We start from the raw sequence: 21,169 nt of genomic DNA, 5'->3' as shown, positions 1-21,169 counted from the left end.
GAGCGACCTCGAAAAACATCATGAAAGGTGGCCGACATTGTTCCAGCCATTAGGGGTTTTGTGAACCCATCAACGACGAATCAATGCCCATTTGCGGAGTGCCCGCCAGCGTGCCCGGCGCCCTGGCCTGCGTCTTTGCCGGCCTGGCCTGCCCGACCGCCCTCGCTCTCGCGTGCCGCACCGGCCGCCTTGGCCTTTTCGGCCGCCTTACCCAACTGGTCGACCGCCGCGAGATTGCTTTTGCGCACGCTGTCGACAAAGCCCTGAAAGGGCACGTCGGTAATGCCAACGAGGCCGAAGTGGCCGTTTTCACCGTCCAGCAAACGCCCGGTCACCGGCTGGTCCAGATACTGGAACCAGTGCACGCCGACAATCGACGGCTCCGCCATGGCTTGCTTGAGGAAGGCCGCGTACGCCGCGCCACGCTCTTCTTCGGCGGCCAACTGGGTCACGCCGCCCCAGAACGGGCCACGGTCGGTCGAGCCAAAATTGAATTCGGTGATCAGTACCGGCTTGTCGAGTGCACGCAGGGCGGCGAAGTCATAACCGTCCTGGGGCTTGAGGGTGTACATGTTGAAGCTCAACACATCGCAGTACTGGGCACAGGCTGCCACGGCTTCGGGGGTGCTCACCGCATAACGCCCACCCAGCAGCAACTGGTTGGGCGCGTGCCATTTCAACGAATCGGAAATGGTCTTGAAGTAAGCGTCGGCGAAGGTCTTCTGGAAATACTTGAAGTCAGCCTCGATTTCGGGATGCTCCGGGTCAGGCATCGGCGGCTCGAAGCCAGGGTCTTCCATCAGTTCCCAGCCGGCCAAATGGATACCCCAGGCCTTCGACAGGCCTTCTTCATTGCGGTATTTGTCGCGCAGTTGCTTGAGGAAGGCACGCTTGGCCGGTACGTCGGTGGTCATGCGCAGGGTGCCGTAGGCCAGGGCGTAACGGGATTTTGCATCGTCGCCAGGGCCGGCCCAGGCCAGTTCGTTGTCGGCAAAGAAGCCGATCAGCCACGGGTCGTCGCGATGATCGCGAGCGGCAATGGCCACGGCGCGTTCAGTGGCCATGGCGAAACGTGGGTCGAACGGGTCGGGCATGCCGCCCCACCAGTCGGTGCCGGTGCTGATGCTGGCGTAGTCACCCACAATCGACAGCGGCAAGGTGTAGGGCACGCGGTCGGCCGTGGCCAGGTCCGGATCGCTCCAGTTGCCCACGGTGTTGAAGCCCCAGGCTTGCAGGCGATCGAGGGTGTGGCTCACCCAGCGCTTCTGGTCGAAACCGTCGGTGCCGGTTTCAGTGCCATAGGTGCGCTGCAGGTTGGCGCCATAAAAATCATACCAACGCCCTGCGCCAAAACCGCGCCCCTCGCCCGCGCCGTTGCCGGTGCGGTTATCGCCGCTGCCGTAGTACTTGTCGAAGGGCTCGCCGGCCTTGGGCAGCGCCGCAAACATCCACTCACGCCCGGCCACGTAGGTCTGGCTGTTGTCCGGGGCCACGGTGTTGACACCCAGCGAGTAGAACGGATGGCCTTCGGGTGTGACCAGATACCAGCGACCGTCGCGCTTTTCGGTGCGGAAGAAACCGCTGGCGTCGAACGCCGGGCCCTTGTTCCAGCCGCCGTATTGATCCAGGGACGACTTGTCACGCTCGGCAAGCCACACCTTCAGTTGTTGTTGCTCCTTGGCCGCCGCAGCCTTGAGCTGCTCGTCGTTGCTGACTTTTTCCGGCCAGCGCGCGCGGGTGGACTGGCCGTAAGCGTCCACCAGTTCGCTGTAGGCAGCTTTCATCACCGGCTCGCTGTCCTGCACGCCAAAGCGCTCCAGCAGGATGCTTTGCGCGGCATTCGGCTTGATCATCGACAGCGTCACCGACACCACCTGGCTGCGGTCGATTTCCCCGGCGCTGGCAGCCAGCAACACACGCTGGCCGTCCATGGTCATCGGCATCGGCGGGCCGGCCTTCATGCCCTGGCTCAGCGGCGAGTGGGCTTGCAGCGGCACCAGCAAGGTCTGGGCCGGGCCGGCCGGCAGGTCGATGCGGCTGACCAGGGTCTTGCCGTCGGCACTTTGTACTTTTACGTAGAGGGTCAACGCCCAGTTCATGGCGCTCTGGATACGCAGGCTCATGGCGCCCGATTGCGACCAGTCCCACACGCCCGTTTGCGGGCTGAGTACCAGGCTCGGTTCGGCGGCCGGGTTGAAGGTGATGCGGCGCAGCACCTCGCCTTCGGGGGTTTGTTCGGCGTTGTATTGCGGCAGGCTGGCGTCCTGGGTCGCCACCTTGACCACATCGGCGGGCCGGACGAAGTTGAACAGAGTTTGTTGCCCGGCCGGTGCGGCCATCAAGGGCGCAGCGAACAGCAGGGCAAAAAGAGCGGGCAGCGTGCGAATCATACGAACAAGGTTCTCCCAAACGGCCGATGGCTGGCCTGGTGACATACAGTGAGATAGACCACGCCGTGGGCGAATTTGCCCACGGTGGCTTAAGAAATTTCGCGCCTGAACGGCGGCAAGGCATTCAAGATGGCCTTGCCATAGCGCTGGGTGACCAGGCGGCGATCGAGCAAGGTGATGGTGCCCCGGTCCTGCTCGGTGCGCAGCAAGCGCCCGCAGGCCTGCACCAGTTTCAGGGAAGCATCGGGCACCGAGATTTCCATGAACGGGTTGCCGCCTCGGGCTTCGATCCATTCGGCCAGCGCGGCTTCGACCGGGTCGTCCGGCACCGAGAACGGGATCTTGGCGATGACCACGTGTTCGCAATAGGCGCCGGGCAGGTCTACGCCCTCGGCAAAGCTCGCCAGGCCGAACAACACGCTGGAATCACCGCCATCGACCCGCGCCTTGTGCTTGTTCAAGGTTTCCTGCTTGGACAAGTTACCCTGGATAAACACCTGTTTACGCCAGTCGCGATCAAGGCCGTCAAACACGTCCTGCATCTGCTTGCGCGACGAAAACAGCACCAAGGTGCCCCGCGAGCCTTCCACCAATCCGGGCAGGTCGCGGATGATCGCCGCCGTATGCGCCGGCGCGTCCCGTGGGTCGGCCTTGAGGTCGGGCACCCGCAGCACGCCGGCGTCGGCGTGGTGGAACGGGCTCGGCACCACCGCAGTGACAGCCTTTTTCGGCAGGCCGGCGCGCATGCGGAAGCGGTCGAAGGTGCCCAGGGCGGTCAGCGTGGCCGACGTCACCAGGCAGCCGTAGGCTACGTTCCACAGGTTGCGGCGCAGCATTTCGGCGGCAAGGATCGGGCTGGCATTGACCTCGATATCGAACAGCGCACCGCTTTCCGACAAGGTCAGCCAACGCGCCATGGGCGGGTTGTCTTCCGGGTCTTCGACGGTAAAGGCGGTCCACAACTCCCAGTTGCCCTGGGCGCGGGACAGCAGGCTACCGAACAGCGGGTACCACTCTTCGGCCTGGTTGCTGGCGATGCCGATATTGACCTCGCCATCCATGCCTTCCTTGAGCAAGTCCGTCAGACGGGTGAACAGGTCGGTCAGGCGTGAAAAGCCTTTCTTCAGTTCAATGCCCATTTCGCGCATATGCTCGGGAATCATCCCGCCAACAAACCGGTGACGCGGCCGCTCACGGCCTTCCACATCTTCGCCGGGCTTGAAGTCGGCCACCTGCTCGCAGGCGCTGAACATGAACTGCTGCTGGGTCTTGATCTCCCGCGCCAGCTCGGGCACCTGTTCGATCAGCTTGCCCAGGTCACCGGGCAGCGGATGCTGGGCGAGCAGCTTGGTGAGGTTCTTGGCGGTGGTTTCCAGCCAGTCGGCGGTAGAGCGCAGGCGCGTGTAATGGGCAAAGTGGCCGATGGCCTTGTCCGGCAGGTGATGGCCTTCGTCGAACACGTACAGGGTGTCGCGCGGGTCCGGCAGTACGGCGCCGCCGCCCAGGGCCAGGTCGGCCAGCACCATGTCGTGGTTGGTGACGATCACATCAACCTTGCCCATGCCTTCGCGGGCCTTGTAGAAGGCGCACTGGCCGAAGTTGGGGCAATGGCGGTTGGTGCACTGGCTGTGGTCGGTGGTCAGGCGCGCCCAGTCGGAATCCTCCAGGGCGGTGGGCCAGCTGTCGCGATCACCGTCCCATTTATTGCCGGCGAGTTTCTCGATCATGCTGGTGAACAGCTTCTGGCTGGCCTCATCGACCTCGATCTTGAAGCCTTCTTCTTCGAACAGCGAAGCCGTGGCGGTCTGCGCGTGGCCTTCCTGCAGCAATACGTCGAGCTTGGACAGGCACATGTAGCGGCCACGCCCCTTGGCCAGGGCAAAGGTAAAGCTCAAGCCGCTATTGCGCATCAGGTCGGGCAGGTCCTTGTAGACAATCTGCTCTTGCAGTGCGACGGTCGCCGTGGCGATCACCAGGCGCTTGCCCGCGGCCTTGGCGGTGGGGATCGCAGCCAGGCTGTAGGCCACGGTCTTGCCGGTGCCGGTGCCGGCCTCGACGGCCACGATCGCCGGTTCGCCCGCGCGGCGGCCCTCGTCGTCAGTGTCGATATCCCCGAGGACTTTCGCCACTTCGGCGATCATCAGGCGTTGGCCGTAGCGCGGTTTCAAGCTCTTGGCTTCGAGAAAACGCGTATAGGCGCCCTGGATCGTGGTTTTGAGTTCAGTGCTGATCATGGATAGTCGGGCGCAAAAAACGCTGGATAAATTTTCAGTGGTTCGGATCGGCCGCTATCATACCCCGCTAATTAATCCCGCGCAGAACGGAGTACCACAATGACCGCGTTTAGCCTCGCTTACACCCTGCATGTATTGGCCGCCCTGATCTGGGTCGGCGGTATGTTTTTCGCCTGGATGATCCTGCGCCCCGCCGCCATGGCGGCCCTTGAGGGCCCTGCCCGGCTGAAGCTGTGGGCAAATGTGTTTCAACGTTTTTTTGTATGGGTGTGGGTGGCGGTGCTGATTTTGCCGATCAGCGGCGTCGGCCTGCTGCACCTGCGCTTCAACGGCTTTGAAACCGCACCGCGTTATGTACAGGTGATGATGGGCTTGTACCTGGTGATGACGGCGCTGTTTATTCGCATCCAGGCATTGAAGTTTCCGGCGTTGAAGACGGCGGTGGCGGCTGAGGATTGGGCGGCGGGCGCGGCTGCATTGGGGCAGATTCGCAAACTGGTGGGTGTTAACTTGATTGTGGGGCTGGTGGTGGTGGCGATTGCTTCGGCTCGGCCGATGTTCTAAGCACAGCGCCAAGCTTCAAGCCTGAAGCTGCAAGCTTTGAACTTGCAGCTTTAAACTTGAAGCTTGAAGCTACGGCGCTTCAGAGCCGTTGAATGGTCACAGTCCCCGCAGGCCCAGCCGGCCCCGGCTGCCCTTCCAACCCAGGCCGGCCTTTGTCGCCGCCATCGGCGCGGTACACCAGGCAGCCCTTGGACTGCCCGCCCTTGCCAGGTTTGCCCGCTACACCGGCCAAACCACCGGCGCCGCCGTCCACCAAGACCTTGATCTTGTCGCCAGGGAAATCCTGAGGCAGCTCAATACGCACCGTTGCCCCCGACGCCCCCGGCAACCCATCGCCGCCGTTATCGCCATTGAACCCGCGCCCGGCTGAACCCCAGGTGCAACCTGGGTCGACGCCATTGGCGCCATCCAGGCCCGCATACCCTTGGGCACCGGCGCCACCACGGGCATCCACCGACAGTTCTTCGGCTGTCAGCGAATTAACACGCAAGGTCAGGTCACGCCCGGCTTTGGCCGGTTTTTCATGAGTGCCGGGTGCGCCTCGGGAAGTGATCTGGCTGCCGTGCTCCAGTTGCGCCTGGCGCACCTGCAACTGCAGCGCGGTATTGCCAGGAACAATCGCGATGCGCGCGTCACGCCCCAGATGCAGTTCTTCCACCGCGATCTGACTGATGGTGGCCGGAATCAGCAGGGTGCCGTAGTCCGCCACGTCCAGGCGCTCCAGTTGCAACACGCTGGTGCTGCTGGGCAGGCGCATCAACGAGTTGGTTTCGACACTGACACTCTGGGCCAGGGCAACGGGGCTGACCAACAGGGCCAGCAGAAAAACCTTACGCATCATGGGGCTCCCGAGTGTTTTCAAATTTTTCTTTGGACGCACAGTAACGACTTCTGCAGGCGCTTTGCCAGTGAAGGATCAAAAAACTTCGCACGCAACGACTCAAGTGCCGGCGGTATTACCCTGATGCTCTAGGCCCGCACGCCCAGGCGCGCTAGTCTCTACGGTCCTGATGTGAGGATCTGCGATGACCGCTGGAATTTCTGCCCGTACGCCCCAGCAAGCGTTGGCTGCGCTGCTGGACCTGCACGCTCCCAAACGCCTGCTGCTGTTGGGCGCCAGCCACTTCCCGGCACTGGATGCATTTAAAACGGCGCACCCCGATGTGCTCGTCAGTGTTGCGCAACCCGGGCCACTGCCTGCCGACCTGGCGGCGCAGCGTTTTGACCTGGCGCTGGTGGTCGATTGCCTTGAACACCTGCCCAAACCCCAGGGTCTGAGGTTATTGGGTGGTATCCGTAACCTCAATGCCAGTCGCATCGCGGTGCTGGTGGACATGGATGCCTGCGCCTGGAAGGACACCGACTTTTTCTCCCTGGCGTTGCAAGCCGGTGAGCGTTTCCAGCGTGATGAGCAAGTGCTGACGCTGTTTACCTACGATCTGCTTGACTATAAACAAGTGCCGGACTGGCTCAACGCCCGCTTCTGGGCCAATCCGGAAAATTTTGGAAAGTATTGGTGGTAACACGATGAGTACATCCATTTGCCCCTGCGGCAGTGGCAATCTGCTGGACGCCTGCTGCGGCCATTACCACGCCGGCCACCCGGCACCCTCTGCCGAGGCGCTGATGCGTTCGCGTTACAGCGCCTACGTGTTGGGACTGGTGGACTATCTGGTGAGCACCACCCTGCCGGCGCAGCAAGCGGGCCTCGATCGCAACGCGATTGCCGCCTGGAGCGCTCAAAGCACCTGGCTCGGCCTTGAGGTGGAAAGCTCAGAAGTGTTCGGCGGCCAGCCGGAGCACGCCTTTGTCACCTTCACGGCGCGCTGGCACGACAGTGCTGGTGAACACAGCCACCGTGAACGCTCTTCTTTCGTACAGAACGAGGGGCACTGGTACTTCATCGATCCGACGGTGGAGGTGAAGGCCGGGCGTAATGATGTATGTTTGTGTGGCAGCGGACAGAAATTCAAGAAGTGCTGTTCCAGCTACTTTTAACGACCTGACAGGGATAACGCCAATGCTCCGCACCTTCAGCTTGATGCTGGCGTTAACCCTGGGCCTGACCGGCTGCGCCTCGTGGTTTACCGACGATTCGCCGCCGCCCCACGTCTCCCTGGTGAATGTCGAAGTGGTGCGGGCCAAGCTGCTGGAGCAGAAGTTCAAGCTCTACTTTCGCGTGGACAACCGCGACGACGCTGATCTGACCGTGCGTGGCCTGATCTACAAGGTCACCCTTGGCGATCTGGTGCTGACCGAAGGTGAGTCCAACGAATGGCTGACCGTGCCGCCGCGCAGTCATAAATTCTTCCGGGTGTCGGTGCGCACCAACCTGTGGCCACGCATACGCAATGTAGTGCAGATGCTGAAGAATCCCGACCGCCCTGTACCCTATCGCCTGGAAGGCGAGCTGAAAACCGGATTATTCATCGGTAATGACGTGCAGGTGGCCCACAATGGCGAGATAATCCCCGGCGATTTTATTCCGGAGCGACATCGATGACTCAGCAACCCCATGTCCATGGTCCTGACTGCAACCACGATCATGGTCACGATCACCATGATCACGACCACGGCCATGTCCACGGCCCGAACTGCGGCCACGCTCACCAGGAGCCGGTGCGCAACGCCTTGAAAGACGTTGGTCGCAACGACCCTTGCCCCTGCGGCAGCGAGAAAAAATTCAAGAAGTGCCACGGCGCTTAAGCTACCCAATATCCAATGTGGGAGGGGGCTTGCTCCCGATAGCGGTCATCCAGTCGATGCCTATGTCGACTGATACACCGCTATCGGGAGCAAGCCCCCTCCCACATTGATTTGCGCATAAGCCTGAGTACTCACGTAATTACAAAACTCCCGCTTGCGTCGTTTCGCCGCGCTCACTAACGTAGCGCCTTTAATGACGCTACCCCCCGCAGGAGCTTTGCCATGGCCTCGCCAGCCCTTACACATTTTCTTCCCCGGTTCGGCGTTGCCGCGGCAGTGGCCAGTGCGTTAAGCCTGGCCGGTTGCCAGCTCCAGAGCACCCAGGACACCCTGCCCCCCATGGCCGGCGTACAGCCGATCAAGGGCCTGGCGCAAAACGTGTCGATACGCCGTAATGCCCAGGGCATGCCGCTGATTGAAAGCAACACCTTCCACGACGCGCTGTTCAGTCTCGGTTATGTGCACGCCAGCGACCGGATCACGCAGATGGTCACCCTGCGGCTGCTGGCCCAGGGCCGTCTGGCGGAAATGTCCGGCCCTGAGGTACTCGATGTCGACCGTTTCATGCGCGCGGTCAACCTTAAAAAGAGCGCCGGCGAGCTGTACAACGCCTCATCGCCACGGCTCAAGCGGTTCTTTGAAGTCTACACACGGGGCGTTAACGCCTACCTGTTCCGCTACCGCGACAAGCTGCCGACCGACCTGGCCCAGACCGGCTACAAGCCCGAGTACTGGAAACCGGAAGATTCGGCGCTGCTGTTCTGCCTGCTGAATTTCAGCGAGTCGAGCAACCTGCAGGAAGAAATTTCGTCGCTGGTGCTGGCGCAGAAAGTCGGTGTCGACAAGCTCGCCTGGCTTATCCCAAGCGCGCCGGACGAGGCCATCCCGCTGGCCGAAGCCGATAAACTCAAGGGCGTGAACCTGAGCCAGATCACCGGCCTCGCCGGGTTGGACACGGTCAGCCAGCAACTCAACAGCCTCAATGCCCTGGGCGTGACCACGTCCAGCAACTGGGCCATCGGGCCGCAACGCAGCCGCAGCGGCAAAAGCCTGCTGGCCAACGACCTCGCCGCCCAGCCGCAAGCGCCGTCACCTTGGAGCTATGTGCAGATCCGTGCCCCGAAATATCAGGCGGCCGGCGCGTCGATTGCCGGCCTGCCGACCCTGCTGTCGGGCTTCAACGGCAAGGTCGCGTGGAGCATGAGCGCGGTCAAGGGTGATACCCAAGACCTGTTCCTGGAGAAGGTCAAACGCCAGGGCAGCGCGTTGTACTACGAGAACAACGGAAAATGGCTACCGGCTGGCGTGCGTAACGAGACCTTTTTCGTCAAAGGCCAACGCTCGGTTCGCGACGTGGTGTACGAAACCCGCCACGGCGCCTTGCTCAACAGCAGCCAGGCCCTCACCAGCGGTTATGGCCTGGCCCTGCAAACCGCTGATTTGAAGGACGACAAGAGCCTGGATGCGTTCTTCGACCTGTCCCGCGCGCAAAACGCCGGTAAGGCCTCGGACGCCACCCGCGAAATTCGCGCCATTGCGTTGAACATGATCTTCGCCGACGCCAGCAACATCGGCTGGCAAGTCACCGGCCGCTTCCCCAACCGCCGCGAAGGCGAAGGCCTGCTGCCCTCGCCGGGCTGGGATACGCGCTTTGACTGGGACGGTTACGCCGACGCCATGCTGCATCCCTATGACCAGGACCCGGCGCAAGGCTGGATCGGCACCGCCAACCAGCGCACCGCCCCGCGTGGCTATGGCATGCAGCTGTCCAATTCCTGGGATGCGCCGGAGCGCAGCGAGCGCCTGGCGCAACTGGCCAATGCTGGCAAGCATGACAGCCGCAGCCTGATCGCCATGCAATACGACCAGACCACCCTCTTTGCCGCCAAACTCAAGGGCATGTTCCAGGCGCCGGGCATGGCCCAGCCGCTGAAACAGGCAATCGATGCGCTGCCTGCGGCCGAACAGGCCAAGGCGCGCGAAGCACTGGGCCGCCTGATGGCCTTCGATGGTCGCCTTGCGCCAACGTCCGCCGACGCGGCGCTCTACGAGCTGTTCCTGCAAGAGAGCGCCAGACAGATCTTCCTCGACAAACTCGGTCCGGAGCAGAGCGCCAGCTGGAAAGCCTTTGTCAGCAACGCCAGCCTGTCCTACTCAGCCACCGCAGACCATTTGCTGGGCCGTGAAGACAGCCCGCTGTGGGATGACACGCGCACGCCGCACAAAGAAGACAAGCCGGCGATCCTCGCACGCACCCTGGCCGCCACGATCAGCACCGGCGACAGTCTGCTGGGCGCTGATCACAAGGCCTGGCAATGGGGCAAGCTGCACACCACCACCTGGAAAACCACCAGCGGCCAGGTGATCCGTGGCCCGTTGGCCAGTGGTGGCGACCACAACACCCTGAACCCGGCACCGTACCGCTGGGGGCAGGACTTCAATGCGGCCCAGACGTCGGCGTTGCGCATGATTGTCGACTTCGGCCAGCCGGAACCGATGATGGGCCAGGGCGGCACCGGCCAGTCCGGCAACCCGGCCAGCCCGAACTATGCCAACGGCATCGACCCGTCGCTCAAGGCGCAATACCTGAGCTTCCCGATGCAGCCGCAGAATTTTGACAAGGTGTATGGCAAGACCCGGTTGACCCTGACACCCGGCAAGTAACCCGGCGCTCTGATCGTTCCCACGCTCTGCGTGGGAATGCCTTTTGCGACGCTCCGAGTCGCGCGAACCGAGCCGAGTTTCAGCTACCGTGCACAGGTGACGCAGAGCGTCACGGGTTGCATTCCCACGCGGGAGCGTGGGAACGATCCTTGATAGCAGTAGTTCAGTCAATGAATGTGTCGCCTGTCACACCGCTATCGGGAGCAAGCCCCCACATTTGGGCCCCATGCATTCAGATAGAACTTCTCCCACCGTCATATCCTCCTAAATGATAAGCCCACCTCCTCGGTCACCCCATGGACCTTGTCATTGCCCGACCCGAAGGCCTCTATTGTCCCGCCGGGGATTTCTACATCGACCCCTGGCGCCCGGTGGAACGCTCCGTCATCACCCATGCCCACGGCGACCATGCCCGCACCGGCAATCAACATTACCTGGCCGCCGCCCCCGGCGAAGGCATCCTGCGTTCGCGCCTGGGCCAGGACATCAACCTGCAAACCCTGGCCTACGGCGAACAGTTGGTGCACCACGGTGTGACTTTGAGTTTTCATCCGGCCGGGCATGTGTTGGGCTCGGCCCAGGTGCGCCTGGAATACCAGGGCGAAGTCTGGGTCGCGTCCGGCGACTACAAGGTCGAGCCCGATGGCACGTGCGCGCCGTTCGAACCGGTGCGCTGCCACACCTTCATTACCGAATCTACCTTTGGCCTGCCGATCTACCGCTGGCAGCCGCAGGCGCAGATTTTTGCCGGCATTAATGACTGGTGGCAGGCCAATATCGCTGCCGGCAAAGCCAGCGTGCTGTTCTGCTATTCCTTCGGCAAGGCCCAGCGCATTCTGCATGGCATCGATGCCAGCATCGGCCCGATCCTCAGCCATGGCGCCGTCGAGCCGTTGAACCGGGTGTACCGCGAAGCCGGGGTCTACATTCCGGAAACGCTATACGCCGGCGACTTCAAAAAAAACGACCCGCTGCTGCGTCAGGCCTTGATCATCGCCCCGCCCTCCACCAGCGGCAGCACCTGGATACGCCGCTTTGGCGATTACAGCGACGCGTTCGCCAGCGGCTGGATGCGCCTGCGCGGGACTCGGCGGCGGCGCGGGGTCGACCGTGGCTTTGTGCTGTCGGACCACGCCGATTGGCCCGGACTGTTGTGGGCCATCGAACAGACCGGCGCCGAACGGGTGATGGTCACCCACGGCTCGGTCGGCGTACTGGTGCGCCATCTGCGCGAAAAAGGCCTGGATGCCCAGGGTTTCAGCACCGAATATGGCGATGACGAAGAGGAGGCCAGCGCATGAAAGCCTTCGCCGAGCTGTACGCCAACCTCGACGCGACGACCTCCAGCAATGCCAAGCTCGCGGCGCTGCAAGACTATTTTCAGCAGGCACCGCCGGAGGATGCGGCATGGGCGGTGTACTTCCTCTCCGGCGGGCGGCCGCGGCAACTGGTACCGACCCGTCTGCTGAGGGATATGGCGACACAAGCGGCGAGCATCGAGCCGTGGTTGTTCGAAGAGAGTTACCAGTCCGTCGGCGACCTGGCCGAGACGATTTCCCTGCTGCTACCCGAATCGACCTACACCTCCGAAGACGGCCTGGCGGTGTGGCTGGAAGAAAAGCTGCTGCCGCTGCGTGGCCTTGCACCTGCTGAACTGGCCGAACGCCTGCCTGCGTTGTGGGCGCAGCTGGATCAACCGAGCCTGATGGTGTGCATCAAGTTGATCACCGGCAGCTTTCGCGTGGGCGTGTCCAAGCTGCTGGTGACCCGCGCACTTGCCGCCATGGCCGGGCTCGACAGCAAGCGCGTGGCGCAACGGCTGGTGGGCTACACCGACTTGTCCAATCGCCCTACGGCTGCGGGCTACCTCAAGTTGATCGCTGCCGAATCGTCCGACGAACATGCGCAACGTGGCGGTCAGCCCTATCCGTTTTTTCTCGCCCATGGCTTGGCGCAACCAGTGGAGCAGTTCGATGCCCTGCTCGGCGCCCCCGCCGACTGGCAGGTGGAATGGAAGTTTGATGGCATACGCGCGCAACTGGTCAAGCGTGAGGGGCGCCTGTGGGTGTGGTCGCGCGGCGAAGAGCTGGTGACCGAGCGTTTCCCCGAGCTGCACAGCCTGGTCAGTGGCTTGCCGGATGGCACGGTGATCGACGGTGAGATCGTGGTCTGGAAGGACGCGGTGCAACCCTTCGCCCTGCTGCAGCAGCGGATCGGCCGCAAAACCCTGAGTAAAAAAGTGCTGGAAGATGCGCCGGTGGCGGTGCTGGCCTACGACCTGCTGGAGCATCAGGGCGACGACTGGCGCAACCACACCCTGGCTGAACGGCGTGCGCAGCTCGAAAGCGTGATCGCAGCGTGTGACCAACCGGTGTTATTGCCCTCCCCGCTGCTTGAGGGGCCAACCTGGCAAGCGTTGGCCGAGCAGCGCGAAGCCTCCCGCAGCCTGGGTGTGGAAGGCATGATGCTCAAGGACCGCAAAGGCCTCTACGGCGTGGGCCGCACCAAGGATATGGGCCTGTGGTGGAAGTGGAAGGTCGACCCGTTCAGCGTCGACGCGGTGTTGATCTACGCTCAGCGCGGCCATGGCCGGCGCGCCAGCCTGTACAGCGATTACACCTTCGCGGTGTGGGACGGCCCGCCGGGCAGCGAGCGCACCCTGGTGCCGTTCGCCAAGGCCTATTCCGGGCTGACTGACGAAGAAATGCGCAAGGTCGACGCGATCGTGCGCAAAACCACGGTGGAAAAATTCGGCCCGGTCAGCAGCGTTACGCCGAGCATGGTGTTTGAGTTGGGTTTCGAAGGCATCGCCCTGTCCAAGCGGCATAAAAGCGGGATTGCGGTGCGGTTCCCACGGATGTTGCGTTGGCGCCAGGACAAACCGGTGGAGGAAGCCGACAATCTCGCCACGCTGCAGGATCTACTGACCTGACACAAATCAACTGTGGGAGGGGGCTTGCTCCCGATGGCGGTGTGTCAGTCACAGCATTTGTGTCTGATCCACTGCCATCGGGAGCAAGCCCCCTCCCACATTTGGATTTCCGTTCGATCCTAAATGGTGCACTACTCTATCAGTGCCCACTAATGGGCATTTCCTACGCTTAGAAATCCCTCATCCCACCTTTTAAAACGATCATTCGGAACTATGGTGCAGAAATTGCTACTTGGGATCCGTCTGACACCGTTCAGTAACAGTCCTAAATGCGCCACAAGCGCTTATCTTGGTTTCCAGGGAATACATAATGAAAAAAGCATTGCTGACCCTTTCTGCACTGGCTCTGTGCATGGCTGCAGGTGTTGCAACCGCCAAGGAATACAAGGAATTGCGTTTCGGTGTCGATCCCTCCTACGCGCCGTTCGAATCCAAAGCCGCCGACGGCAGCCTGGTGGGCTTCGACATCGACCTGGGCAATGCCATCTGTGCAGAGCTGAAGGTCAAGTGCAAATGGGTTGAAAGCGATTTCGACGGGATGATTCCGGGCCTGAAAGCCAACAAGTTCGACGGTGTGATTTCGTCCATGACCGTGACCCCGGTACGTGAGAAGGCGATCGACTTCTCCAACGAGCTGTTCTCGGGGCCAACCTCGCTGGTGTTCAAGAAAGGCGCCGGGTACTCGACGCCGGAGTCGCTCAAGGGCAAAACCGTGGGCTACGAGCAGGGCACCATCCAGGAAGCCTACGCCAAGGCTGTGCTGGACAAGGCCGGCGTGACCACCAAGGCCTACGCCAACCAGGATCAGGTATATGCGGACCTGACGTCCGGCCGTCTCGATGCCTCCGTGCAGGATATGCTGCAGGCTGAACTGGGTTTTCTGAAGTCCCCAGCCGGTGCTGGATACGAAGTCAGCGCAGCAATCGATGACCCGCTGCTGCCGTCGAAAACCGCGATCGGTATCAAAAAAGGTAACACTGAGCTCAAGGCTCTTTTGGATAAAGGTATCAAAGCGTTACACGATGATGGCACCTACGCCACTATTCAGAAGAAACACTTTGGCGATCTGAACCTGTACAGCGGCAAATAATGCCTGGGGCGCCCCTTTTTTGAAGGGGCGCTTTTTTATCGCCATAGGTCCTGATTTATGTTCGAAGATCTGTTGCAAACCCTCGGGCTGAGCGCGTTTAGCTTGAAGGGTTTCGGCCCGCTGCTGCTGCAAGGCACCTGGATGACCCTTAAATTGTCGGTGCTGTCCCTGGCCGTCAGCGTGTTGCTGGGCCTGCTCGGTGCCAGCGCGAAACTGTCCAGCCTGCCCTTCCTGCGTATCCCCGCCCAGCTCTACACCACCTTGATTCGCGGCGTACCCGACCTGGTGTTGATGCTGCTGATTTTCTACAGCCTGCAAACCTGGCTGACCGGCCTGACCGACGTTATGGAATGGGAGTACATTGAAATAGACCCATTCAGCGCCGGGGTCATCACCCTGGGCTTTATCTACGGTGCCTATTTCACCGAGACTTTTCGTGGCGCGATTCTCGCCGTGCCCCGTGGCCAGCTGGAGGCCGCCACCGCCTACGGGCTCAAGCGCGGGCAACGGTTTCGCTACGTGATCTTCCCGCAGATGATGCGCTTTGCCCTGCCGGGCATCGGCAATAACTGGATGGTGATGCTCAAGGCCACCGCCCTGGTGTCGATCATCGGCCTGGCCGACCTGGTGAAAGCCGCCCAGGATGCCGGCAAGAGCACCTACCAGCTGTTCTACTTCCTGGTGCTCGCCGCGCTGATCTACCTGTTGATCACCAGCGCGTCCAACTTCGTCCTGCGTCGTCTTGAACGGCGCTACGCCGCAGGCTCACGGGAGGCCGTGCGATGATCGAGCTTTTGCAGGAATACTGGCGCCCCTTCCTTTATAGCGACGGCCAGCACATCACCGGCCTGGCCATGACTATGTGGCTGCTCAGCGCGGCACTGGTGATCGGGTTTGTGGTGTCGATTCCACTGTCTATCGCCCGTGTCTCGCGCAGGCGCCTGGTGCGCTGGCCGGTGCAGTTCTACACCTACCTGTTTCGCGGCACGCCGCTGTATATCCAGTTGCTGATTTGCTACACCGGCATCTACAGCATCGCCGCCGTGCGTGCGCAACCGGTGCTCGATGCGTTCTTTCGCGATGCGATGAACTGCACGATCCTGGCCTTCGCCCTCAACACCTGCGCCTACACCACGGAAATTTTCGCCGGGGCGATCCGCAGCATGGCCCACGGCGAAGTCGAAGCGGCCAAGGCCTACGGGCTGAGCGGTTGGAAGTTGTATGCCTATGTGATCATGCCGTCGGCGCTGCGCCGTTCGTTGCCCTACTACAGCAACGAGGTGATCCTGATGCTGCATTCGACCACCGTGGCGTTCACCGCCACCATCCCGGACATCCTCAAAGTCGCCAGGGACGCCAACTCGGCCACCTTCATGACCTTCCAATCGTTCGGCATCGCCGCCTTGATCTACCTGGCCGTGACTTTCGCCCTGGTCGGCCTGTTTCGATTGGCCGAACGCCGCTGGCTGGCCTTCCTCGGGCCGAGCCATTAAGGAGCTTTCATGCGTCATCAGCAACATGACCTGATTGCGCCGGTGCCTGGCACGGCGCGGCAGATTCACAGTTTCCATTTCGGCCCGGAACAGGCCGACCGCAAGATTTACATCCAATCGTCACTGCATGCCGATGAACTGCCGGGCATGCTGGTGGCCTGGCACCTGAAGGCGCGCCTGGCCCAATTGGCCGCCGCCGAGCGCTTGCGCAGCGAAATCGTCCTGGTGCCGGTCGCCAATCCGGTGGGGCTGGAACAGGTGCTGATGGACATCCCCCTGGGCCGCTACGAGCTGGAAAGCGGGCAGAATTTCAATCGCCTGTTCGTCGACCTCAGCGACGCAGTCGGCGATCAGGTTGAAGATGTGCTGGGTGATGACCCCCAGCACAACGCCCGATTGATCCGCTCCGCGTTATCCGACGCCCTCGCCAGGCAAACCGCGTCGACACAATTGCAATCCCAACGCCTGGTGCTGCAACGCCTGGCGTGCGATGCCGACATGGTGCTGGACCTGCATTGTGATTTCGAAGCCGTGGCGCACCTCTACACCACGCCTGAGGCCTGGCCACAGGTGGAGCCGTTGGCGCGTTACCTGGGCTCGGAGGCCAACCTGCTGGCCACCGACTCCGGCGGGCAGTCCTTTGATGAATGTTTCACCCTGGTGTGGTGGCAGTTGCGGCAACGCTTCGGCGCGCGCTTCCCGATCCCCCTGGGCAGCTTTTCCGTGACCGTCGAGTTGCGCGGCCAAGGCGACGTCAACCACGGCCTCGCGACCTTGGACTGCCAGGCGATCATCGATTACCTGATTCACTTCGGTGCGATTGAAGGCGACGCGGCACCACTGCCCGCGCTGCCCTACCCGGCCACGCCATTGGCGGGTGTGGAACCGGTGACCACACCCGTGGGCGGCTTGCTGGTGTTCAGTGCCTTGCCAGGCGAATACCTGGAAGCGGGGCAACGGGTCGCCGAAATCATCGACCCCATCACTGACCGCGTAACGCCCGTGCACTGCCAGCATGCCGGCCTGCTTTACGCCCGTTCGCTACGCCGCATGGCCACTGCCGGGATGGTGATCAGCCATGTCGCCGGCACTGAGGCCTACCGCAGCGGCTACTTACTTTCGCCTTGAGGATGCACGCCCCATGTACAAATTGACCGTTGAAGGCCTGCATAAAAGCTATGGCGACAATGAGGTGCTCAAAGGTGTCTCGCTCAAGGCCAGGACCGGTGACGTGATCAGCCTGATCGGCGCCAGCGGCTCGGGCAAGAGCACCTTCCTGCGCTGCATCAACTTCCTGGAAACGCCCAACGACGGCGCCATGACCCTGGACGGACAAACCATCCGCATGGTCAGCGACCGCCACGGCATGCGCGTGGCCGACGATGCCGAGTTGCAGCGCTTGCGCACGCGACTGGCGATGGTCTTTCAGCACTTCAACCTGTGGAGCCACATGAGCGTGCTGGAAAACATCACCATGGCCCCGCGCCGGGTGCTGGGGTGCAGCAAGAAAGACGCCGAAGACCGCGCCCGGCGCTACCTGGACAAAGTCGGCCTGCCCGCGCGGGTGGCCGATCAATACCCGGCATTCCTGTCTGGCGGCCAGCAGCAACGGGTAGCGATTGCCCGCGCGTTGGCGATGGAGCCCGAGGTGATGCTGTTCGACGAACCCACCTCGGCACTGGACCCGGAGTTGGTCGGTGAAGTATTGAAGGTGATCCAGGGCCTGGCCGAAGAAGGCCGCACCATGATCATGGTGACCCACGAAATGAGCTTTGCGCGCAAGGTTTCCAGCCAGGTACTGTTCCTGCATCAAGGCCGGGTGGAAGAGCAAGGTGCGCCGGCGGACGTGCTGGGCAATCCGAAGAGCGAGCGCCTGCAGCAGTTTTTGAGCGGCAACTTGAAGTAAACCTTTGTGACGCCTGGAGGGTCTGTGCAATAGAGCCTCCAGAGCGTCAGCTGCCGCATGGCAAAACCCGTCGACTTCGCAAAACAATGGTTTGCCACCCGTGGCTGGCGTGCGTTCGCATTCCAGAAAGAAGTGTGGAAGGCCGTCAAGGACGGTCAATCCGGCTTGCTGCATGCCAGTACCGGCGCGGGTAAAACCTACGCGCTGTGGTTCGCCGCCCTCAATCGTTTCGCCATCACGCGCCTGCCCGCTACCGGCAAGCGCAAGGCGCCGGCCGAACCACTGACCGTATTGTGGATCACACCGATGCGCGCCTTGGCCGCCGACACCGCACGCGCGCTTGAGGCGCCGCTGGCGGCCTTGCAGATCCCCTGGAGCGTTGGCCTGCGCACGGGCGACACTAGCAGCGGCGAACGCGCCCGCCAGACCCGCCGCCAGCCCACTGCGCTGATCACCACCCCGGAAAGCCTGACGCTAATGCTTGCGCGCGCCGACAGTGAGGTCAGCCTGGCGCATCTGCGCATGGTGGTGGTGGACGAATGGCATGAACTGATCGGTAATAAGCGCGGTGTGCAACTGCAACTGGCGTTGGCACGGCTGCGACGCTGGCATCCCGACTTGCTGGTCTGGGGCATTTCCGCGACCTTGGGTAATCAGGCTCACGCGCTGGAGGTATTGGTCCCACAGGGTGGCGGAGTCAATGTGCAGGGGCAATCGCCCAAACAGTTGCTGGTTGACACACTGCTGCCGCCCATCGCCGAACGCTTTCCCTGGGCCGGCCATATCGGTTTGAAAATGCTGCCGCAAGTGGTGGCCGAAGTGGACGCCAGCAGCAGTTGCCTGGTGTTCACCAATACCCGGGCGCAGTCGGAAATCTGGTACCAGGCGCTGCTGGAGGCCAGGCCGGAGTGGGCCGGCCTGATTGCGTTGCATCACGGTTCGCTGTCGCGCGAGACCCGGGACTGGGTGGAACGTGCGCTCAAAGACGGCCAACTCAAGGCGGTGGTGTGCACCTCCAGCCTGGACCTGGGCGTGGATTTTCTACCGGTGGAGCGGGTGCTGCAGATTGGCTCGGCCAAAGGTGTAGCGCGCCTGATGCAACGCGCCGGCCGCTCGGGGCATGCACCGGGGCGGCCATCACGGGTGACCCTGGTACCGACCCACAGCCTGGAGCTGGTGGAAGCCGCCGCCGCAAAGGATGCGATTGCCCAGCGCCGCATCGAAGCCCGCGAATCGCCCCATAAACCCCTGGATGTGCTGGTGCAACATCTGGTCAGCATGGCCCTGGGCGGCGGGTTTGTTCCCGATGCGCTGCTGGCGGAGGTCCGCGGTGCCTGGGCCTACCGCGATCTTACCGACGCCGATTGGACCTGGGCCCTGGCCTTTGTGCGCCATGGTGGACTGTCGCTTACCGCTTATCCGGATTACCGCCGCGTAGAGCCCGACGAACAGGGCATCTGGCGCGTACCCGATGCACGACTGGCGCGCCGCCATCGCATGAGCGTGGGCACCATTGTCAGCGATGCGAGTATGCACCTGAAGTACTGGAGCAAAGGCGGTGGCGGCAAAAACCTCGGCAGTGTCGAGGAAGGTTTTATTGCGCGACTCAAGCCAGGGGACGGCTTTCTGTTCGCCGGGCGCCTTCTGGAGTTGGTGCGCGTGGAAAACATGACCGCCTATGTGCGCCGCAGCACCGCGAAAAAAGCCGCCGTGCCGCGCTGGAATGGCGGGCGCATGCCGCTTTCCAATGAGCTGGCGCAGGCGGTGATCGAGCGCTTCGACGCGGCAGCGCAGGGTCGCTTCGACGGCCCGGAGATGCAGGCGGTGCAGCCATTGTTGCTGACACAACTGCGTTGGTCCGGCCTGCCGACCCGTGATCACTTGCTGGCGGAGTTTCTCAAGTCGCGTGAAGGCTGGCATCTGTTTCTCTACCCCTTCGCCGGGCGTCAGGTGCATCTGGGGCTGGCGAGCCTGCTGGCGTGGCGCGTCAGCCGGCAGCAACCCGTGACCTTTTCCATTGCGGTCAATGATTATGGGTTGGAATTGCTGAGCGCCACCGAGGTGCACTGGCCCCAGTTGTTGACCGAGGCGCTGCTCAGCCCAGAGGATTTGCTCACGGACGTGGCAGCCAGCCTCAACGCCGGTGAACTGGCGTTGCGGCGCTTTCGTGAGATCGCACGCATCGCCGGGCTGGTGTTCGCCGGTTACCCCGGCGCGCCGAAAAGCACCCGGCAGGTGCAGGCCTCCAGCGGCCTGTTCTTCGAAGTGTTCAAACAATATGATCCGCACAACCTGCTGCTGACCCAGGCAGGGGAAGAAGTCCTGCGCAACGAACTGGACATTCAGCGCCTGGAAGAGACATTGCTTCGCCTGTCGGCGCTGCAACTGGACCTGCATCTGATCCAACGGCCAACCCCCCTGGCCTTTCCGCTGCTGGTGGAGCGAATGCGCGAAAGCCTGAGCTCGGAAAAACTCTCGGAGCGCATTGCGCGAATGGTCAAGGACCTGGAAAAAGTCGCGGACAGAGGGAACGCTTGATGGTGTGTTCGGTAACGCTTGAGGGTGAGCAAGTATGGTTGCTGGCGGACAAGGCGATGTACTGGCCGGAGCATCAATACTTGCTGATCGCCGACGCTCACTTCGGCAAGGCCTCGGCGTACCGCAGCCTCGGGCAACCCGTGCCCCAGGGCACCACGAGCGAAAACCTGCAGCGCCTGGATCGGTTGCTGGCGGCCTTTGCCTGTGCTCGAGTAATCTTCCTCGGAGATTTTCTCCACGGCCCAGGCTCCCACGCCAGCGGCACCCTGGGCGCGCTCAGGGCCTGGCGAGCGCGCCACGCTGAGTTGCCGATGACGTTGATTCGCGGCAATCACGATCAACGCGCAGGCGACCCGCCTGCCGACCTGAACATCGAGGTGGTGACGGAGCCACTACTGATAGGGCCGTTCGCGCTACAGCACGAGCCGGGCGCCCATCCCAGCCATCACGTGCTGGCGGGGCATGTCCATCCGGTGTATCGCTTGCGCGGCAAAGGCCGGCAGAGCCTGCGCCTGCCGTGCTTTCAGATTGGCACGCGGGTCAGCCTGCTGCCGGCGTTTGGCGCCTTTACCGGCGGTTACGCAGTGGAGCTGGACGATGAGCGCCGAATCTTTGTGATCGGCGATCATGAGGTCTGGCCGGTTCAGTGACG

18 protein-coding genes are annotated in these 21,169 nt (G+C 62.3%); 15 read left to right on the top strand and 3 right to left on the bottom strand.

Going from position 1 to position 21,169, the window contains the following annotated elements:
- Positions 1 to 80 precede the first annotated feature (80 nt).
- Both C4J87_RS06535 and dinG read right to left on the bottom strand, forming a co-directional pair.
- A complete protein-coding gene (locus C4J87_RS06535; RefSeq protein ID WP_124366143.1) occupies positions 81 to 2,390 on the bottom strand; it encodes a beta-galactosidase in 2,310 nt (769 codons plus the stop codon).
- A gap of 89 nt (positions 2,391 to 2,479) precedes the next feature.
- The gene (gene dinG, locus C4J87_RS06530) at positions 2,480 to 4,624 is read right to left on the bottom strand and encodes an ATP-dependent DNA helicase DinG (RefSeq protein ID WP_124366142.1); all 2,145 of its coding nucleotides are present in this window, start codon (positions 4,622 to 4,624) and stop codon (positions 2,480 to 2,482) included.
- A gap of 99 nt (positions 4,625 to 4,723) precedes the next feature.
- On the opposite strand from dinG, the gene C4J87_RS06525 reads away from it, so the two are divergent.
- Complete coding sequence (locus C4J87_RS06525; protein WP_124366141.1) at positions 4,724 to 5,188, top strand: CopD family protein; 465 nt, start codon at positions 4,724 to 4,726, stop codon at positions 5,186 to 5,188.
- A gap of 79 nt (positions 5,189 to 5,267) precedes the next feature.
- Here C4J87_RS06525 and C4J87_RS06520 read toward each other — a convergent pair whose 3' ends face one another.
- Entirely contained in the window at positions 5,268 to 6,026 is a 759-nt protein-coding gene (locus tag C4J87_RS06520; RefSeq protein ID WP_124366140.1) for a collagen-like protein, read from the bottom strand.
- A 187-nt stretch (positions 6,027 to 6,213) separates the two neighbouring features.
- Between C4J87_RS06520 and C4J87_RS06515 the strand changes: the two genes are divergently transcribed.
- The 14 genes from C4J87_RS06515 to pdeM all read left to right on the top strand — a co-directional run bounded on the left by C4J87_RS06515 (position 6,214) and on the right by pdeM (position 21,167).
- Positions 6,214 to 6,711, top strand: coding sequence for a DUF6231 family protein (locus C4J87_RS06515; RefSeq protein ID WP_124366139.1), 498 nt, complete (start codon positions 6,214 to 6,216; stop codon positions 6,709 to 6,711).
- A 4-nt stretch (positions 6,712 to 6,715) separates the two neighbouring features.
- The gene (locus tag C4J87_RS06510; protein WP_124361639.1) at positions 6,716 to 7,186 is read left to right on the top strand and encodes a YchJ family protein; all 471 of its coding nucleotides are present in this window, start codon (positions 6,716 to 6,718) and stop codon (positions 7,184 to 7,186) included.
- A 22-nt stretch (positions 7,187 to 7,208) separates the two neighbouring features.
- Positions 7,209 to 7,691 (top strand): LEA type 2 family protein, encoded by a 483-nt coding sequence (locus tag C4J87_RS06505; RefSeq protein WP_124366138.1) that lies wholly within the window; start codon positions 7,209 to 7,211, stop codon positions 7,689 to 7,691.
- On the top strand, positions 7,688 to 7,894 hold the full coding sequence (locus C4J87_RS06500) for an SEC-C metal-binding domain-containing protein (protein ID WP_124361637.1): 207 nt from the start codon (positions 7,688 to 7,690) through the stop codon (positions 7,892 to 7,894). The genes C4J87_RS06505 and C4J87_RS06500 overlap by 4 nt, the downstream gene beginning before the upstream one ends.
- Positions 7,895 to 8,116: 222 nt before the next feature.
- Entirely contained in the window at positions 8,117 to 10,558 is a 2,442-nt protein-coding gene (locus tag C4J87_RS06495) for a penicillin acylase family protein (protein ID WP_124366137.1), read from the top strand.
- A 296-nt stretch (positions 10,559 to 10,854) separates the two neighbouring features.
- Positions 10,855 to 11,859 (top strand): ligase-associated DNA damage response exonuclease, encoded by a 1,005-nt coding sequence (locus tag C4J87_RS06490; protein WP_124366136.1) that lies wholly within the window; start codon positions 10,855 to 10,857, stop codon positions 11,857 to 11,859.
- On the top strand, positions 11,856 to 13,490 hold the full coding sequence (locus tag C4J87_RS06485) for an ATP-dependent DNA ligase (protein WP_124366135.1): 1,635 nt from the start codon (positions 11,856 to 11,858) through the stop codon (positions 13,488 to 13,490). Before C4J87_RS06490 ends, C4J87_RS06485 begins: the two co-directional genes overlap by 4 nt.
- Positions 13,491 to 13,800: 310 nt before the next feature.
- Positions 13,801 to 14,580 (top strand): transporter substrate-binding domain-containing protein, encoded by a 780-nt coding sequence (locus tag C4J87_RS06480; protein ID WP_122683522.1) that lies wholly within the window; start codon positions 13,801 to 13,803, stop codon positions 14,578 to 14,580.
- Between the two features lie 57 nt (positions 14,581 to 14,637).
- On the top strand, positions 14,638 to 15,366 hold the full coding sequence (locus C4J87_RS06475) for an ABC transporter permease (RefSeq protein WP_124366134.1): 729 nt from the start codon (positions 14,638 to 14,640) through the stop codon (positions 15,364 to 15,366).
- A complete protein-coding gene (locus C4J87_RS06470; protein WP_124361632.1) occupies positions 15,363 to 16,073 on the top strand; it encodes an ABC transporter permease in 711 nt (236 codons plus the stop codon). Before C4J87_RS06475 ends, C4J87_RS06470 begins: the two co-directional genes overlap by 4 nt.
- Positions 16,074 to 16,082: 9 nt before the next feature.
- On the top strand, positions 16,083 to 17,201 hold the full coding sequence (locus C4J87_RS06465) for a succinylglutamate desuccinylase/aspartoacylase family protein (RefSeq protein ID WP_124366133.1): 1,119 nt from the start codon (positions 16,083 to 16,085) through the stop codon (positions 17,199 to 17,201).
- A 13-nt stretch (positions 17,202 to 17,214) separates the two neighbouring features.
- Positions 17,215 to 17,979, top strand: coding sequence for an ABC transporter ATP-binding protein (locus tag C4J87_RS06460; protein WP_065951958.1), 765 nt, complete (start codon positions 17,215 to 17,217; stop codon positions 17,977 to 17,979).
- Between the two features lie 57 nt (positions 17,980 to 18,036).
- Complete coding sequence (locus C4J87_RS06455) at positions 18,037 to 20,517, top strand: ligase-associated DNA damage response DEXH box helicase (protein ID WP_124366132.1); 2,481 nt, start codon at positions 18,037 to 18,039, stop codon at positions 20,515 to 20,517.
- A complete protein-coding gene (pdeM, locus tag C4J87_RS06450; RefSeq protein WP_124366131.1) occupies positions 20,517 to 21,167 on the top strand; it encodes a ligase-associated DNA damage response endonuclease PdeM in 651 nt (216 codons plus the stop codon). Before C4J87_RS06455 ends, pdeM begins: the two co-directional genes overlap by 1 nt.
- The last annotated feature ends 2 nt before the right edge of the window (positions 21,168 to 21,169 follow it).

Origin of the sequence: Pseudomonas sp. R1-43-08 (genome assembly GCF_003852255.1) — a bacterium.
Taxonomy (GTDB): domain Bacteria; phylum Pseudomonadota; class Gammaproteobacteria; order Pseudomonadales; family Pseudomonadaceae; genus Aquipseudomonas.
This window is presented reverse-complemented; position numbering and strand designations above follow the sequence as displayed.

What these genes read in the sequence shown, in the direction of transcription:
- C4J87_RS06535 (WP_124366143.1), bottom strand. Translation starts at nt 2,390, where the DNA reads ATGATTCGCACGCTGCCCGCTCTTTTTGCCCTGCTGTTCGCTGCGCCC.
- C4J87_RS06505 (WP_124366138.1), top strand. Translation starts at nt 7,209, where the DNA reads ATGCTCCGCACCTTCAGCTTGATGCTGGCGTTAACCCTGGGCCTGACC.
- C4J87_RS06520 (WP_124366140.1), bottom strand. Translation starts at nt 6,026, where the DNA reads ATGCGTAAGGTTTTTCTGCTGGCCCTGTTGGTCAGCCCCGTTGCCCTG.
- C4J87_RS06485 (WP_124366135.1), top strand. Translation starts at nt 11,856, where the DNA reads ATGAAAGCCTTCGCCGAGCTGTACGCCAACCTCGACGCGACGACCTCC.
- C4J87_RS06470 (WP_124361632.1), top strand. Translation starts at nt 15,363, where the DNA reads ATGATCGAGCTTTTGCAGGAATACTGGCGCCCCTTCCTTTATAGCGAC.
- C4J87_RS06465 (WP_124366133.1), top strand. Translation starts at nt 16,083, where the DNA reads ATGCGTCATCAGCAACATGACCTGATTGCGCCGGTGCCTGGCACGGCG.
- C4J87_RS06525 (WP_124366141.1), top strand. Translation starts at nt 4,724, where the DNA reads ATGACCGCGTTTAGCCTCGCTTACACCCTGCATGTATTGGCCGCCCTG.
- pdeM (WP_124366131.1), top strand. Translation starts at nt 20,517, where the DNA reads ATGGTGTGTTCGGTAACGCTTGAGGGTGAGCAAGTATGGTTGCTGGCG.
- C4J87_RS06515 (WP_124366139.1), top strand. Translation starts at nt 6,214, where the DNA reads ATGACCGCTGGAATTTCTGCCCGTACGCCCCAGCAAGCGTTGGCTGCG.
- C4J87_RS06480 (WP_122683522.1), top strand. Translation starts at nt 13,801, where the DNA reads ATGAAAAAAGCATTGCTGACCCTTTCTGCACTGGCTCTGTGCATGGCT.
- C4J87_RS06475 (WP_124366134.1), top strand. Translation starts at nt 14,638, where the DNA reads ATGTTCGAAGATCTGTTGCAAACCCTCGGGCTGAGCGCGTTTAGCTTG.
- dinG (WP_124366142.1), bottom strand. Translation starts at nt 4,624, where the DNA reads ATGATCAGCACTGAACTCAAAACCACGATCCAGGGCGCCTATACGCGT.
- C4J87_RS06455 (WP_124366132.1), top strand. Translation starts at nt 18,037, where the DNA reads ATGGCAAAACCCGTCGACTTCGCAAAACAATGGTTTGCCACCCGTGGC.
- C4J87_RS06500 (WP_124361637.1), top strand. Translation starts at nt 7,688, where the DNA reads ATGACTCAGCAACCCCATGTCCATGGTCCTGACTGCAACCACGATCAT.
- C4J87_RS06460 (WP_065951958.1), top strand. Translation starts at nt 17,215, where the DNA reads ATGTACAAATTGACCGTTGAAGGCCTGCATAAAAGCTATGGCGACAAT.
- C4J87_RS06490 (WP_124366136.1), top strand. Translation starts at nt 10,855, where the DNA reads ATGGACCTTGTCATTGCCCGACCCGAAGGCCTCTATTGTCCCGCCGGG.
- C4J87_RS06495 (WP_124366137.1), top strand. Translation starts at nt 8,117, where the DNA reads ATGGCCTCGCCAGCCCTTACACATTTTCTTCCCCGGTTCGGCGTTGCC.
- C4J87_RS06510 (WP_124361639.1), top strand. Translation starts at nt 6,716, where the DNA reads ATGAGTACATCCATTTGCCCCTGCGGCAGTGGCAATCTGCTGGACGCC.